This is a genomic window from Blautia sp. AF19-10LB, from assembly GCF_003461245.1.
Taxonomy (GTDB): domain Bacteria; phylum Bacillota; class Clostridia; order Lachnospirales; family Lachnospiraceae; genus Blautia_A; species Blautia_A intestinihominis.
On sequence record NZ_QTWS01000023.1, the window covers coordinates 38,750 to 54,085 of the forward strand.

At 45.4% G+C, this 15,336-nt stretch carries 12 protein-coding genes; all 12 read right to left on the bottom strand.

The window, feature by feature from the left end; genetic code table 11:
• Positions 1-13: 13 nt before the first annotated feature.
• Entirely contained in the window at positions 14-1,618 is a 1,605-nt protein-coding gene (locus tag DWX28_RS12925; protein WP_022213662.1) for a xylulokinase, read from the bottom strand.
• Between the two features lie 38 nt (positions 1,619-1,656).
• The gene (gene araA / locus DWX28_RS12930; RefSeq protein WP_118252915.1) at positions 1,657-3,156 is read right to left on the bottom strand and encodes an L-arabinose isomerase; all 1,500 of its coding nucleotides are present in this window, start codon (positions 3,154-3,156) and stop codon (positions 1,657-1,659) included.
• A gap of 48 nt (positions 3,157-3,204) precedes the next feature.
• Positions 3,205-4,215, bottom strand: a complete 1,011-nt coding sequence (locus DWX28_RS12935) for an ABC transporter permease subunit (RefSeq protein WP_022213660.1) — start codon at positions 4,213-4,215, stop codon at positions 3,205-3,207.
• The gene (locus DWX28_RS12940) at positions 4,215-5,273 is read right to left on the bottom strand and encodes an ABC transporter permease (protein ID WP_022213659.1); all 1,059 of its coding nucleotides are present in this window, start codon (positions 5,271-5,273) and stop codon (positions 4,215-4,217) included. The genes DWX28_RS12935 and DWX28_RS12940 overlap by 1 nt, the downstream gene beginning before the upstream one ends.
• Entirely contained in the window at positions 5,270-6,793 is a 1,524-nt protein-coding gene (locus DWX28_RS12945) for a sugar ABC transporter ATP-binding protein (RefSeq protein WP_118252916.1), read from the bottom strand. Before DWX28_RS12945 ends, DWX28_RS12940 begins: the two co-directional genes overlap by 4 nt.
• Before the next feature lie 156 nt (positions 6,794-6,949).
• The gene (locus DWX28_RS12950; protein WP_022213657.1) at positions 6,950-7,993 is read right to left on the bottom strand and encodes an ABC transporter substrate-binding protein; all 1,044 of its coding nucleotides are present in this window, start codon (positions 7,991-7,993) and stop codon (positions 6,950-6,952) included.
• 149 nt (positions 7,994-8,142) lie between these two features.
• Complete coding sequence (locus DWX28_RS12955) at positions 8,143-9,570, bottom strand: sensor histidine kinase (protein WP_118252917.1); 1,428 nt, start codon at positions 9,568-9,570, stop codon at positions 8,143-8,145.
• Complete coding sequence (locus DWX28_RS12960) at positions 9,567-11,210, bottom strand: response regulator (protein ID WP_118252918.1); 1,644 nt, start codon at positions 11,208-11,210, stop codon at positions 9,567-9,569. Before DWX28_RS12960 ends, DWX28_RS12955 begins: the two co-directional genes overlap by 4 nt.
• Before the next feature lie 164 nt (positions 11,211-11,374).
• Complete coding sequence (locus DWX28_RS12965; protein WP_118252919.1) at positions 11,375-11,809, bottom strand: DUF1700 domain-containing protein; 435 nt, start codon at positions 11,807-11,809, stop codon at positions 11,375-11,377.
• Positions 11,810-11,906: 97 nt separating this feature from the next.
• Positions 11,907-12,866 (bottom strand): ABC transporter permease, encoded by a 960-nt coding sequence (locus DWX28_RS12970; protein ID WP_022213653.1) that lies wholly within the window; start codon positions 12,864-12,866, stop codon positions 11,907-11,909.
• Positions 12,867-12,878: 12 nt separating this feature from the next.
• Positions 12,879-14,375, bottom strand: a complete 1,497-nt coding sequence (locus DWX28_RS12975) for a sugar ABC transporter ATP-binding protein (protein WP_118252920.1) — start codon at positions 14,373-14,375, stop codon at positions 12,879-12,881.
• A gap of 10 nt (positions 14,376-14,385) precedes the next feature.
• Positions 14,386-15,324 (bottom strand): ABC transporter permease, encoded by a 939-nt coding sequence (locus DWX28_RS12980; RefSeq protein WP_022213651.1) that lies wholly within the window; start codon positions 15,322-15,324, stop codon positions 14,386-14,388.
• Between the last annotated feature and the right edge of the window lie 12 nt (positions 15,325-15,336).

The window sequence follows — 15,336 nt, forward strand, 5'->3', positions numbered from 1 at the left end:
TATCTTTTTATTCTTACCAGATCTTGGACTCTACTGCTGCCCGTTCGATCGGCAGGCCTTTGAGATATCTGTCCATAAACTTATTGAATCCTTCTACACCTTCCGGTTTCGGATCGAGGGTGCTTCCTTCATTTCCGGCAAATACACGGTTGTCCAGGAATTCATCCAGAGTCTCTCCGTCTTTCTTATCAACAAGATAAGCAGCCAGAAGTGCGATTCCCCATGCACCGCCCTCACCTGCGGTTGACATAACAGATACCGGTGCATTCACTGCGTCCGCAAGGATCTGCTGTCCGACGCCTTTGGTCTTGAACAGTCCGCCGTGTCCTAAGAGTCTGTCGATCTTGACATGCTCCTGGTCGATCAGGATGTTTAAGCCCACGCGCATTGCTCCAAGGCAGGTGTAAAGATTGGTCCTCATAAAGTTTGCAAGTGTGAATTTACTTTCAGGAGAACGAACGAATAACGGACGTCCTTCTTCGAATCCTGTCATATGCTCTCCGGAGAAATAGCAGTAGGACAGAAGTCCGCCGCAGTCCGGATCACCTTCCAGTGCTTTGTTGTAAAGGGTTCCGAACAGTTTGTTCATATCCACTTCCATTCCCATTGCTTCTGCAAATTCCTTAAATACATTTACCCATGCATTCAGGTCAGAAGTACAGTTGTTGGAATGTGCCATGGCAACAGCATCACCGGCCGGTGTAGTTACCATATCGATCTCTTTGTATGGTTTGGAAAGTGCCTTTTCCAGAACGATCATTGCAAACACGGAAGTACCTGCGGATACGTTTCCTGTGCGCTGTTTTACGCTGTTGGTAGCTACCATACCGGTTCCTGCGTCACCTTCCGGCGGGCACATCGGGATTCCGGCTTTGAGCCTGCCTGACGGATCAAGGAACTTCGCGCCCTCTTCTGTCAGGGTTCCGGCATCCTGTCCTGCGACCAGGACTTCCGGCATGATGTCACGGAGTTTCCACTGGAATCCGTAAGGCTCTACCAGTTTGTCAAATTTCTCAACCATTTCCTGGTTGTAATCTTTTGTCTCAGAATCAACAGGGAACATTCCTGCTGCATCACCGATACCAAGAACACGTTTTCCTGTCAGCATACGGTGTACATAAGCTTCCAGTGTGCACATGTAGTCGATATCCTTCACATGCTCTTCTCCGTTCAGGATCGCCTGATACAGATGTGCGATGCTCCATCTCTGCGGGATATTGTACTGGAAAAGCTCCAGAAGTTTCTCAGAAGCTTCTCCTGTGATATTGTTTCTCCAGGTACGGAACGGAACCAGAAGCTTTCCACCTTTATCAAATGGCATATATCCATGCATCATGGCACTGATTCCAAGTGCACCGACACTTGTCAGCTCTACTCCATATTTCTCCTGAACATCCTTTACCAGATCGCTGTAGCTTCCCTGCAGACCGTTTCTGATATCATCCAGAGAGTAGGTCCATACTCCATTTTCATAACGGTTCTCCCACTCATAGCTTCCGGATGCAATCGGATTATATTTGTCATCTACCAGAACCGCTTTGATCCTGGTAGATCCGAACTCTATTCCAAGTGCTGTTTTGTTATTTAAAATAGCTGTCTTTGCTTCGTTTACACTCATTGTAAATCCTCCCGACTTTTGTGTTTACCACATCCGCCTTACTTTCTGAATGCGAGTTCATTCCATCTCAGCTCATTCTTGAAGTTGCGGATGGTTGTGTCTTTGTCAATGTAGACAGCTTCGATTCCCATTGCTGCTGCCCAGTCACCCATCTGTTCAGCAGTCAGGTCATAAGAAAATGCAGTATGATGAGCGCCGCCTGCGAGGATCCATGCCTCTGCTCCTGTTGCCAGATCCGGCTGTGGAGTCCAGAATGCGCTTCCTACCGGAAGTTTCGGCATCGGTTTCTCTGTCTTCTTGCACTCAACATCATTGATGATCAGACGGAATCTGTCGCCAAGATCCACCAGAGAAGTTGCGATCGCCGGGCCTGTCTTGGATGTAAATACAAGTCTTGCCGGGTCTTCTCTGTCACCCATGGAAAGCGGGCATACCTTGATGCCGATCTTGCCATCAGCGATGGTCGGGCAGACTTCCAGCATATGTGACTGAAGAATGCCTTCCTTACCTGGAACAAGATTGTATGTATAATCTTCCATGAAAGAAGTTCCCTTCGCATCCTTCACGTCTGCAGTCATGATCTTCATCAGACGTACCATTGCTGCTGTCTTCCAGTCACCTTCTGCGCCGAATCCATATCCCTTCTCCATAAGGCGCTGCATTGCCAGTCCCGGAAGCTGCTGTAAGCCGCCAAGATCACCGAAATGAGTAACAACTGCCTGGTAATTCTTTTCTTCCAGAAATCTCTCAAATCCGATCTCAATTGCTGCCTGTACTGCTACATGACGTTTGAATTCTTCCGGGTCTCTGCCCTCAAGAAGAATATCATATTTATTATAATATTCTTCAACCAAAACATCAATATCGCCTTTGGAAACATCCTTCACATAATCGCATACTTCATTGACCGGATAAGCGTCAACTTCCCATCCGAATTTGATCTGTGCCTCTACTTTATCGCCCTCGGTAACAGCTACGTTTCTCATGTTATCAGCGACACGGCATACACGGATATGGCTGCTCTCCATGATTCCGACTGCGGTACGCATCCAGGATGCCAGTCTCTCCTGTACTTTCTTGTCAGCCCAGTGTCCGACGATGACTTTTCTCTCGATTCCCATACGGGTAACGATATGTCCATACTCTCTTCCACCATGAGCAGACTGGTTCTCATTCATGAAATCCATGTCGATCGTGTCATATGGGATTTCTTCATTAAACTGTGTGTGCAGATGGCACAGCGGTTTTCTGTATTCTTTCAGACCAAGGATCCAGGATTTTGCCGGTGAGAAGGTATGCATCCATGTGATAACACCAGCGCATTCGTCGTCGTCATTTGCCTCGTTGAATGTTTTACGGATCAGTTCGTTTGTGATCAGTGTCGGTTTCCATACCAATTCGAATGGAAGAACGCCGGATTTGTTCAGTTCTTCTACGATGATCCTGGAGTGCTCTGCTACTTTTCTTAAGCACTCATCTCCGTAAAGATCCTGTGAACCTGTGCAAAACCAGAATTTGTAATTTTTACCTGTGATCATGCTTCAAAAACCTCCATATATTTTTTCTTATATCTTATTATTAACCTGTTATTTTTTCTTCTTAGCAGATGCCAGTACAGACTGGATCACGATGAAGAAGCAGAGCAGTGCGGAAAGTACGATTCGTACCCACCAGCTTGATAAAGTACCCTGTGCAGTGATCAGACTGGAGATCGTTCCTTTGATCAGTACACCAAACATGGAACCGATCGGAGTTCCAACACCACCGGAAAGAAGTGTTCCACCGATAACGGCTGAGGAGATCGCATCCATCTCAAGACCTTTTGCCTGCTCTACGAAGCCTGCACAGCTGTTGAGGCAGAAAAGGAATCCGCCAAGTCCTGCAAGAAAGCCATCCAGTACATAAGCACGGAACATTGTTTTCTTGACATCAAGTCCCATCATCAGGGCACTCTGTCTGTTTCCACCGATCGCATACAGTTTACGTCCGAATTTGAAATATTTCAGAAGCACTGCGATAATGAGAACTACGATGATTGCGATCACTACTGTCGGCGGGATGTACGCCGGGATAAATTTACCTTTTTTGTTTGTAGAACCAAATGGCATGTAGAAACGGTAGTTTGCCCATTTCAGGAATACTTCGTTTTTGATGGAGATCATGTCTGTACTGATGATCGCTGTCATACCACGTCCGAAGAACATGCCGGCAAGTGTTACGATAAATGGCTGGATTCCCATGTAAGTTACCAGAAATCCCTGTACGATACCAAAAGCAAGGCCGATCAGAAGTGCAGCAAGGACTGCTACATATGCACTCACGCCTTTGTTTTCCATAAGGTCTGCCATTACCATGCAGACAAGAGCTGTTACAGAACCAACGGAGATATCAATACCACCGGTGATCATAACGATCGTCAGACCACAGGAAATAACGAGAAGACCTGCATTGGATACAAAAAGATTCAGAAACATCTGTGGTTTTGCAAAACCTTTATCTGCAAAAATCACCATACCTGCTGCATACATTACAAAGAACAGGACGATCGTGATCAGCAGCAGAAATCCGGTACTTGTCATTTTCTTTTTCTGTTTCATTATTTCTGACCTCCCTCTGCTGCAACGGAAACTTTTTTGCTTCTGTGGCTTTCTACAAATTTCTTGAATACATCACTCTGTAAGGTAACGATGATGATAACGACGATTGCTTTGTAAACAGGAAGCTGATCGGCTTTTACATTCATTGCATACAGAGTTGTTGTCAGTGCCTGAATGGTATAAGCTCCGATCACGGAACCGATCAGGCTGAATTTACCACCACCGAGGAAGTTGCCGCCAAGTGCAACTGCAAGGATGGCATCCATCTCAAGGTTCAGACCGATGTTATTTGCATCTGCGGAATAGATACGGCTGGATGCTACCAGTCCGGCGATTCCGGCAAGGACACCACAGATCACATAGGTCAGGAACTTGATCATGGTAGAATTAAGGCCTACCAGTCGTGCTGCTTTTCCATTGATACCTACACTCTCAATATAAAGTCCAAGAGCTGTTTTCTTAAGGATAATTGCTACGATCACTACTGTTACGATTGCAAAGAGTACCGGAGTCGGAACCGGTGATTTACCGATATATCCACCTGCCATCTGGAAAGATTCCACACGGATGTAGGTGATCTGACCATTTGTGACAAGCTGTGCAATACCACGGCCTGCTGTATAAAGGATCAGGGTTGCAACCATCGGCTGAATGTTAAGCTTCGCTACCAGAAGTCCATTGAATGCACCGCACAGTGCTGATGCAAGAAGTGCTGCGATAACTGCAAGAACAAGTGAATTCTGATATGCTGTTACAGAAGATGCACCGCCGGATAAGATCTGGCAGCAAACTGCTGCAGCAACTGCCATGACTGCACCGACACTGATATCCTGTCCACCGGATGCCGCTGTGACAAGTGTCATGCCGACTGCAAGGATTACCAGCTCAGATGCACGGTTGATAACGTCGATAACATATCCATAAAGGACACCATTTCGAATTGTGATATTAAAGAAGTCCGGAGTCTTGATCACATTGATCAGAAGAACTGCGATCAGACACACGATAGGAAGAAAAAGTCTCGCGCTTGTGATCTTTTTTAATTTGCTGTTACTCATTTCTCGTCACCTCCTGCAATCGCTTTCATGATGTTAGCCTGTGAAAGCTCGCTCTCTTCCAGTTCTCCAACTTTTTCGCCATCTCGAAGGACTGCCATTCTTGAACAGGTACGGAGCATTTCTTCTACTTCTGAGGAAATGAAAGTTACTGCCATTCCCTGGTCTGCCAGATCCAGAACGATCTTCTGGATCTCTGTCTTGGTACCGATATCAATGCCTCGTGTCGGCTCATCCAGGATCAGGTATTCCGGATTTGTCAGAAGCCAGCGGCCAAGGATAACTTTCTGCTGATTACCACCGGAAAGACTCTTGATAGGAGTCTCGCGGCTCGCTGTTTTGATCTGGAGCATTTCGATGTATTTGTCTGCTGCTTCTTCCATTTCTTTACGGCTTAACGGATGGAACATACCTTTCTTCGCCTGAAGTGCGATGATGATATTTTCTCTTACAGAAAGATCTGCGATGATTCCTTCTGCCTTACGGTCTTCTGGAAGATATGCCATACCAAGTTTCATGGCATCCAGAGGACTGCCTATCTTTGCTTCTTTTCCATTTACTTTGAGTGTACCGCTGTCGGCTTTGTCCGCACCGTAGATGGAACGAACCAGTTCGGAACGTCCAGAACCAAGAAGTCCGGTAAGTCCGATAACCTCACCTTTGTTGATCTTGAGATCAAACGGCTTGATCGTTCCTTTATGTCCAAGTCCGCTCGCCTCGATTACCGGTGTATCTGAGAAGGCTTTCTTATCTTTGTGATCGCCCTTGATATCTGCCAGGTCATCAAAATCTTTACCCATCATCTTCGCAACCAGCATAACTCGTGGAAGATCCTTTGTTTCATATTCGCCTACCAGTTCACCGTTTCGAAGGACTGTGATCCTGTCACAGACTGCATATACCTGCTCCAGAAAATGTGTTACAAAGACGATTCCTACGCCTTCCTCACGGAGTCGGCGCATCAGAACGAACAGTTTCTCAACTTCTTCATCATCCAGAGAGGAAGTCGGCTCGTCCAGAATCAGAACCTTACATTTCATATCAACCGCACGTGCGATCGCGATCATCTGCTGAATCGCCACCGAACACTCGTCCAGCATCTGAGTTGGCGGAACATTGATGTTCAGGCTTTCCAGAAGCTTCGCAGAACGTGCATTCATTTCTTTCCAGTTAATCATTCCCAGCTTATTGCGAGGCTCACGGCCGATAAACAGATTTTCTGCCACCGTCAGGTTCGGACAGAGGTTTACTTCCTGATACACGGTACTGATGCCATTGGCCTGTGCCTCCTGTGGAGAGTGATTGATAATTTCTTTATTTTCACCATTCATATGAATGGAACCGCTTTCGAATTCATGTACACCGGTCAGAACTTTGATCAGTGTTGATTTTCCGGCTCCGTTTTCTCCCATCAGTGCATGGATCTCACCTTTTCGAAGTGTAAAATCCACATGGGAAAGAGCACGGACACCGGTGAAATTTTTACTTATGTCACGCATTTCCAAAACAATATTCTGTTCCATTTTCTTTCCTCCATTCCCTTATTTTTCCTTGATTTTCCCTGTTTTTGAGCGCAAAAGGGGCGTGGCCCATAAAATCCATCTCATCTGGATCCTGTTCCACGCCCCGGGCTCATTTCTTATAATCCGTTTCAGTTGGAAATTTCAGTTTACTGATAATTAATATGCACGTCCGTCGATGATTTCCTGAGTGATCGGAGTAATGTCATAATCTGTTCCATCGATAGTAACCTTTGTTACGGTATCGTCTGCTGCGAATGCAACTTCATCTACATATGCCTGTTTGTCAACATCTTCGCCTGCTTCCAGTTTCTGGATGATCTCTTCTACACGCGGTCCGTGAAGTGGGTTACACTCTGTATCGCATGTGATCTCTCCGGAAAGTGTCTGGGTAAGACCTGCGTTTGTTGTATCGAAGGACATTACAAGAATCTGTCCTTCTTCGCCGCCTACTTCATATCCTGCTGCTTTGATCGCATCGATTGCACCAAATGCTTCGTTATCATTCTCACAGTATACAACATCGATATCATCACCGCTCTGTTTCAGGATAGATTCCATAACTTCCTGTCCTTTTGCCTGTGTAAATTCACCAGACTGCTGAGCAAGTGTTGTCCAGTTGTCATGAGCTTCTACAGCTTCGTCAAATCCTTCGGTACGTCCGATCTGAGCAGATGCTCCGATGGTTCCCTGGATATCAACAAGGTTGATCTCTTCGTCGCCACGACCTTTGGCTTCCAGATATGCATCCAGCCATGCCATTGCTTTCTGACCTTCCAGTTTGAAGTTTGATCCTACCCATGCGGTGTAGAGGCTGTCGTCAGATACATCTACCATACGGTCAACGATGATAACCGGGATTCCTGCGTCTTTTGCTTCCTGAAGTACTGTGTCCCAACCTGTCTCAGTTACAGGTGCAAGTACGATATAGTCAACTTCCTGCTGGATAAAGTTACGGATCGCTGTCAGCTGATTTTCCTGTTTCTGCTGCGCATCGTCAAAGATCAGCTCATATCCGTTCTCTTCTGAGAAAGTGGATTTCATGGACTCTGTGTTTGCAGTACGCCAGTCAGATTCTGCACCTACCTGTGAAAAACCAACTGTGATCGTGTCGCCGCCATCATCCGCTGCCATAACGTTCACTGCAGAAAGTCCTGCTAACATAGATACTGCTAAGAGTGCGGTCACCATTTTTTTCTTCATTTTGTAATCCTCCCTTTACATTTGTTTTTCGCGTTTTTTAAGATGGTTTTATTATAGCAATTTCAGAAAAAAACTCCATGGATTATTTTCGGAAAAAAGGGTACTCTTTTATTCGTTTTTATACAACGATATCCCGGAAGTTGATTTTTTTACGATTTTGGTTGAATATTTTTTCCAAGGCGTATTTCTACAGTAGTTCCCTTGCCTTCTTCGGAGAAAATCTTCATTCCATAACCCGGTCCGTAGTACAGTGCGATTCGTTCCGCAACCGCCGCAAGACCAAATCCGGCACGTTCCCCGGTCCGGATCGCCTCCTGTACTTCATGAAGGCGCTCCGGTGTCATTCCCTGACCGTTGTCGCTGACCGTAAGGACAAGTGCATCCTCTTCTTCCCTTCCTTCGATCAGGATTTTGCCTTTGCCGCGGCGGTTCTTGATCCCGTGATAAAGTGCATTCTCAGCCAGCGGCTGGATGGAAAGCTTCGGAACCGGGATCCCGCTGAGTTCTTTTGGTATATTGATCTCAAATTCCAGGATATCCCGGTAGCGGTACTGCTGGATCTCCAGATAACTCAATGTATGACGTTCTTCTTCCGAGAGCGGGATGATATCGTTTCCTTTGGAAAGTGAAGTACGGAAAAAAATAGAAAGGCTGGAGATCATCTCCACCGCATCGTCTGTCATCCCGCCCTCGATCAGCCAGACAATCGTGTCCAGGGTATTGTACAGAAAGTGCGGATTTACCTGTGCCTGGATCAGCTGTAATTCTGTCAGGTGCTGCATTTCTTTTTCCTGACGGACATTTTCCAGAAGAGCACTGATCTTGCGTGCCATCTTGTTGATTCCCTCATCCAGTTCCTCAATCTCCTCTATTTCAGCCTCGATCGGGATCATGTCGAATTTGCCTCTGCCGACTTTTTTGACCTTATCAAGCATAATATTTACCGGATGGATGATCCCATCTGTCAGACGGAAGGAACGCCGCATAAGAATCCCAAGTGTCGCGATCAGAAGCACCGCCATCCCGGAGATCAGGAGCTTCACTCTATGTGTCAGGCTTTTTTCTACTTGTACAAGATACATGGATTCATTATAGATATAATTCTGCATCTCCTGCATGATCAGACCTGTGATGATACGGATGTTACTGTCCATGAATTCCATCCGCTTGTCATATTCCTTGATCTCTACAAGCTGGAGCATTCTCTGCCTGAGATTCTCCAGGTACGAATCAAGGCTGTTCAGGGATTTAACCCCATTATTATTATAAGTATTCCTTCGCAGTTTCTGCATGATCTCCTGCGCATCTTCCACCTGCTCAAGAACATCCTCCAGATCGCTGCTCTCCTTGGAACCGATCGCGATATAGTACATTTCCAGATCCAGATCATCCTTAAAACGGAGATTGAATTCACTGCTGACCGCCAGGTTCTCCGAAAGCTTATTGTACTGTCCTGTATACTGCCAGAAAATAAAAAGCAGAATGATCATCAGACACGCCATTGGGATCATAGTACTGAAAAGGACTTTTCGCATACGTTCTTCCAGTTCCATCCGCTTCTTTGTACCTGACCTCATGCCTTATCCTCCCGCGCTTTACGGTAGTCGCTTGGTGTCATTCCCTGTGTCTTTTTGAACAGGTAGCTGAAATAGTGTGCATCTTTGTAACCAATCTCACCCGCGATCTCACTGGATCGCATGCTCGTGCACCGCAGGTATTCCTTGGCTTTGTTCATGCGCAGATTCGTGAGATATTCGATGAATGTCTGACCCATGTTCTGGCTGAACAGGGCACTGAAATGGTTCGCGCTGACATTTGCAGCGTTTGCCGCTTTATTCAGGGACATATCCTCTTCCATATAGTGACTGTCGATAAAATCAACCGCTGTCTTCAGAATGCTGCGGTTTTTGTTTCCGGAATTCTGATCGCGGAGCGCGATCGCCTGGGAGATTATTTTTTTCGCATAGGCAATCGCATTCTCCAGGCTTTTACTGCTTTCTGAAAGCACATCTTCTGTGTCTTCCTGCTCCAGAGTTCTGGTGTCACATCCGATCTCCTTGAGGAAAGACATAACAGAAAAGCGAACATTCAACGTCACATAGTTACGAAAAACAAGTGACTCCAGCGGTTCCTGCCCGATCGCATAAAAATAATCCTTTACAAAGTTTTCTGTTTCTTCCAGAAGTCCGTTGCTCAGGAATTTCTGCAGGATCACAGGATTCAGTGCATTGACATCTACTTTCTGGAGATAGGTGCTGTCATCCTCTGTTACATTCTTTTTCTCCATGGATGCCATCTCATCATAGTACAGGATATTTTCATCATACAGATATCTCTGTGAAAAAGCTCTCGATGCGCTGTAATAGCTTTTCTGGATCTGGCTTAAGCGCTCCACCGGCTCGCCGGCCGCAACAAACCACTGTCTTTTTTGTTCTTTGCGGTCAAGGATCCTCTGGATCTCGCTCACACAGCTTCTGGTATTTTCTCCGATAGTCTCTTTCTGTCCTTTTATCAGGACACCATAGGAAAAAATATTGCAGCGGAACAGCATTGCCGAAGTATTTTCGGAGAAAAATTCCTCCAGCAGTTCCAGCGATTCTGCCTCCCACTCGGAATAACCTTCTCTCTGTCCGGAAAAATCTTCCTCGCAGTTCATCGTAAAGATCAGAACATTGTAGGCTTCTGCCACAATGTCCAGCCCCAGTTTCTCAGACCTTCGATAGATCTCCATCATATCCATAGAACCACTTACAAGTGCCTCAAAGAAATCCCGGCTGCTGTTCTTCTCATATGCCTGCATTTCTCTGTGGAACTTCTCGTAGTATTCTTTCTGCGTCTTTTCATGCTCATAACGGCTTCGGATCTCGGTAAGCCGTTCAATCAGTGCATTCTTTGTGATCGGTTTGAGCAGATAATCCTCCACTCCGATGTTGATCGCCTGTTTCGCATAATTGAAATCATCATAGCCGCTCAGGATCACAACCTTGAGTCCCGGGATTTCTTTCTTTGCCACTTTTGCCAGTGTCAGCCCGTCCATGAACGGCATCTTGATGTCCGTGATCAGAAGATCCGGCTTCTGTCGGAGCAGAAGCGGCAGTGCCATCTCTCCATCCGCAGCCTCGCCAACAAGTTCAAACCCCAGATTCTCCCATGGGATCATCCTCTTGATCGTTTCCCGAACGATCACCTCATCTTCTGCCAGAAAAATCTTTAACATCTCTCCACCCCTTTTTTATGTCTCGTATTGTCAAGTAAATCTTTTGATATATACTATACCAGTTGTGCTATTTTCAGACAAGTTGGATTTTTACCCAAAAAACAGGCAGTAAAACGGAAATTTTATTTTTTCTCCATTTTACTGCCTATCTGTAAATTTGTAAGTTATTGTCTGGGGCGAAAACGCACCAGATAAATAATGATTCCTGCGATCACCATGATCGGAATAAGGATTCCAAGTAATACAAACAGGATGACCAGAACGATCGCTGCGATCAGGATCGCGAGCAGCTTGCCATACCAGGTCGAAAAGTCCAGTTTGAATGACTTCTGTTTCACACGCTCACTGCCGGATTTCTGTTCATAAGCAGAACCTGCGTCCGAATACGGTGCATTCGCCCCCGTCTCTGTATCCAGAAGCGTCCTTGCGATCAGTCTGGGATCTCCCAGTTCTCTCATCACCTCAGACTCACTGTTGCCTGACTGCATCCTCTCTTCAATATAATTGCGATAATACTGGATATGTGTATTGATCTGTCCCTCCGGCATCTGTCCGGAAAGCTGACTACGTAAAATATCAAGAAATTCATTTTTGTCCATAGCATTTCTCCATATACATCGGTAGATATTGTGACCATTTTACCACACATATACTGTCAGGCAAAGATATTGAAGTATTAAATTTTCATAAAACCGCTTATTTAACGATCATACCAGTCTTTCTGTCACTGAACAGTGCAACTTCGATCAGGAAGATCACACCAAGGATCAGCTGCTGAAGCTGTGTCGGCATCATCAGCATGACCAGCCCACTGGAAAGAACTTTGTAAGTCATAACACCAAGTATGATATTGTAGAATTTTACTTTTGCACCACCATTGACAGGCATTCCACCAAGTACCAGAGCGATCATGATCTGTGTCTCAAGCTGGTTTCCTGCTGTGGATGTTACAGATCCAACCTTGATCGCATTTACAAATGCTGCCAGGCCTGTGATGCATCCTGCTGCCATGAAAATAAGAATCTTGGTGCGTTCTACGCGGATACCTGCATATCTCGCTGCAGTCTCTCCTGCACCGATCGCTTTGAGTCTGTATCCAAGACCTGTGTATGTAAAGATAAGATATGCAGCTACAAAGATGATAACTGTGAAGGTCAGCATAAATGGCAGTGTATTGTATTTGGAAATATCACTTACTGCATAAACCGGAGAATTTGTTGTTGCATAAGCGCAGACTCCACGGAACAGATACATGGTACAGATCGTAACGATAAAACTTGTGATCTTTCTCTTTACATTAAAGTATCCATTGATCAGTCCGATCAGACCGCCGGTTACAATTCCACCAAGTGCTGCCAGGACCATGTTGTAATGAGACAGCCAGCATACTACGATGGAAGCCACACCAAGCATGGAGCCCTGTGAAAAGTCAAGACCACCCATGGTCATGACCATAAATACACCGATCGATGAGATCAGAAGCATATAAGACTGGCTGAGGAGCAGTGAAAGGTTTTTCGGCTGAAACAGTCTTCCGTCAGTCAGAACTGCAAATAATACACAGATAATAACAAATCCCGCGATAGGAAGGATCGTACGCACAATGGGACGTTCCAGAAATGGTACTTGTTCAGATGATTTTTTTGTTGTATCCATTTTTTTACCCCCTTAAATCATATTGTCAATCAGATCTGTATCTTTCAGATCCGGAGAGCGGAAAAATTCACCATTGATCTTACCGTCTTTCATGATAAGGATACGGTCAGCCATACCAAGAAGCTCCATGATCTCCTCTGAGATCATTATGATGGATTTTCCATTTTTTCTCATATCGTTCATCATGGCATAGATATCTGCTTTTACCTTGACATCAATACCACGGGTAGGGGAATCAAGGATGATCAGATCTGAATCCTTGCCGACCCAGCGTGCAAGAACAACCTTCTGTTTATTACCACCGGAAAGTGCGGAAACAAACTGGTCAACTCCCGTCATTTTGGTACTCATCTGTTTTGCATATTTATTGGCAAACTCTTTCATTGCCTTACCGCGGAGAAGCCCGTTTGTCTTGAGATCTTCCAGGGATGGCAGACAGATATTGTTTCCGATCGTATCGTTAATGACAAGGGATTCATTATCTCTGTCCTTGGATGCATAGGCAATGCTGTGTTTGATCGCATCCGGAATAGAATTGATCGGAGTACCGTCTCCCAAAGTTACAGTTCCCTGACGGAAATAAGATGCACCAAAAAGTGCTTTTCCTACTTCGTGCATACCGCATTCAGAAAGTCCGCCGATTCCAAGGATCTCTCCCTTGTGAAGTTCCAGGTTCAGATCTTCGATCTGGCCTTTGACAGTAACATTCTTTGCGGAAAGAACAACTTCTTTTGAAATTTCTTCGCCATAATCGGTACGGTAATAGTTATCACCGATCTCACGTCCAACCATAAGGGCCTTCAGTCTGTCCGGTGTCGCTTCCTGTTTGCTGATGGAACCGATCTTTACACCGTCGCGGAGAACACTGATGTTATCAGACTGCTCGATGACTTCTTCCAGATCATGAGAAATAAAGATCACGCAGTTTCCTGTATCACGAACTCTGTGCATTACTTTGAACAGTTCCTCACGGCCTTTCTGTCCAAGTGCTGTCGTTGTCTCATCAACTACCAGAACCTTCGGATTGAAATAAGTTGCCTTTACGATCTCAACCAGCTTTCTGTCCTCGAAGTTATAATCGTCGATAACTTTGGTCGCATCAATGTAGTTGAAGCCATAGCTGTCCAGATATTCCTGTGCCTGTTTGTTCATGGCTGCTGTGTTCTTGATGCCGTGTCTTGTAAATTTATCTTCGTTTCCAAGAAAAATGTTTTCTGCTACGGTCAGACCGGAAAGTGTTCCGATCTCCTGTACGATGATCGCAACTCCCTGATGATTTGCCTCTACCTGGTTTGTAGCTGTGATCTCCTTGCCTTCCAGGATAAATTTACCGGAATCCTTCTGATAGATACCTGTCAGACAGGAAGTAAGTGTGGATTTACCGGAACCATTTTCACCGATCAGTGCATGGATCTCGCCTTTTTCGAAGGTAAAGGAAACGTTGTCCAGGGCATGTGTGATGCCAAAATGTTTATCAATATTTTCTGCTCTTAATAATATCTCACCCATAATCGTCCTCCTATTTCACTACAAGACCTTTGACCGGCTTGGTCGTCAGTGCAACGATCAGAAGCAGGGCAGCTCCGGTAACCACATTCTGGATCGTAGTCGGAGCACCAAGTGCAACAAATCCATTGAACATAAGCTGAATGATCATCTCACCAATTACAATTGCCACTACCGGGTGACCATATTTCTTAAATGCCAGTCCGAAGAAAGTTCCCATCAGAGGAGTAAAGTTACGGCTCATAGAAGAAAGGTTGGAAGCAGATGTCATGGAAGTACCAAAGCTGATCGTCAGGATTGCCTGAAGTCCGAAGAAAAATCCGGCAAGTGTAAATGCCACGATCTTATATTTGGAAACATTTACACCCATGTTCTTTGCAACAACTTCGTTGCTTCCGATCGCATAGGTATAAGTACCGATCTTGGTATATTTCAGAATAAATGCACAGAGACAATATGCGATCAGCGCAAGGATCAGGTTTACCGGATAATCACCAAAAGCTCTGTATTCTGTTGCGAGGATTACATTCTTTCCATTCGTCGCATAAACGCTCAGTGCTTCATAGATCAGTGAAAGCGCACAGGTAACGATCAGGGAAGAAATATGTAATTTGATATAGACGATTCCGTTGATCAGACCGATGATCGTACCGCAGATCAGAGGCGCGATGACAAGACCGGCATAGCCGAATTTCACGCTTGCGTTGCATGCAATAATAGAGGAAAGTACGATATTTGCACCAACACTCATATCAAAAGGTCCCATAACGCAGATAAAATAAAGACCGCAGCCGCCTACTGCATAGATCAGGGCTGATTTCATATAAGTTGCCAGTTTGTCCGGGGAACCGAAGGTAGTTGGAGCAAGTACCTTGAACACTGCCCAGAAAACTACAAGCATAAGTACCAGAATGCCAATTCCATAATACTGGCTTTGTTTGAGTTTTTTCATAACCATTCTCCT

Excerpts from the sequence above, each read along its gene's own strand:
- DWX28_RS12925 (WP_022213662.1), bottom strand. The coding sequence starts at position 1,618 with ATGAGTGTAAACGAAGCAAAGACAGCTATTTTAAATAACAAAACAGCA.
- DWX28_RS12970 (WP_022213653.1), bottom strand. The coding sequence starts at position 12,866 with ATGGATACAACAAAAAAATCATCTGAACAAGTACCATTTCTGGAACGT.
- DWX28_RS12955 (WP_118252917.1), bottom strand. The coding sequence starts at position 9,570 with ATGAGGTCAGGTACAAAGAAGCGGATGGAACTGGAAGAACGTATGCGA.
- DWX28_RS12935 (WP_022213660.1), bottom strand. The coding sequence starts at position 4,215 with ATGAAACAGAAAAAGAAAATGACAAGTACCGGATTTCTGCTGCTGATC.
- DWX28_RS12940 (WP_022213659.1), bottom strand. The coding sequence starts at position 5,273 with ATGAGTAACAGCAAATTAAAAAAGATCACAAGCGCGAGACTTTTTCTT.
- DWX28_RS12945 (WP_118252916.1), bottom strand. The coding sequence starts at position 6,793 with ATGGAACAGAATATTGTTTTGGAAATGCGTGACATAAGTAAAAATTTC.
- DWX28_RS12975 (WP_118252920.1), bottom strand. The coding sequence starts at position 14,375 with ATGGGTGAGATATTATTAAGAGCAGAAAATATTGATAAACATTTTGGC.
- DWX28_RS12965 (WP_118252919.1), bottom strand. The coding sequence starts at position 11,809 with ATGGACAAAAATGAATTTCTTGATATTTTACGTAGTCAGCTTTCCGGA.
- araA (WP_118252915.1), bottom strand. The coding sequence starts at position 3,156 with ATGATCACAGGTAAAAATTACAAATTCTGGTTTTGCACAGGTTCACAG.
- DWX28_RS12950 (WP_022213657.1), bottom strand. The coding sequence starts at position 7,993 with ATGAAGAAAAAAATGGTGACCGCACTCTTAGCAGTATCTATGTTAGCA.
- DWX28_RS12960 (WP_118252918.1), bottom strand. The coding sequence starts at position 11,210 with ATGTTAAAGATTTTTCTGGCAGAAGATGAGGTGATCGTTCGGGAAACG.
- DWX28_RS12980 (WP_022213651.1), bottom strand. The coding sequence starts at position 15,324 with ATGAAAAAACTCAAACAAAGCCAGTATTATGGAATTGGCATTCTGGTA.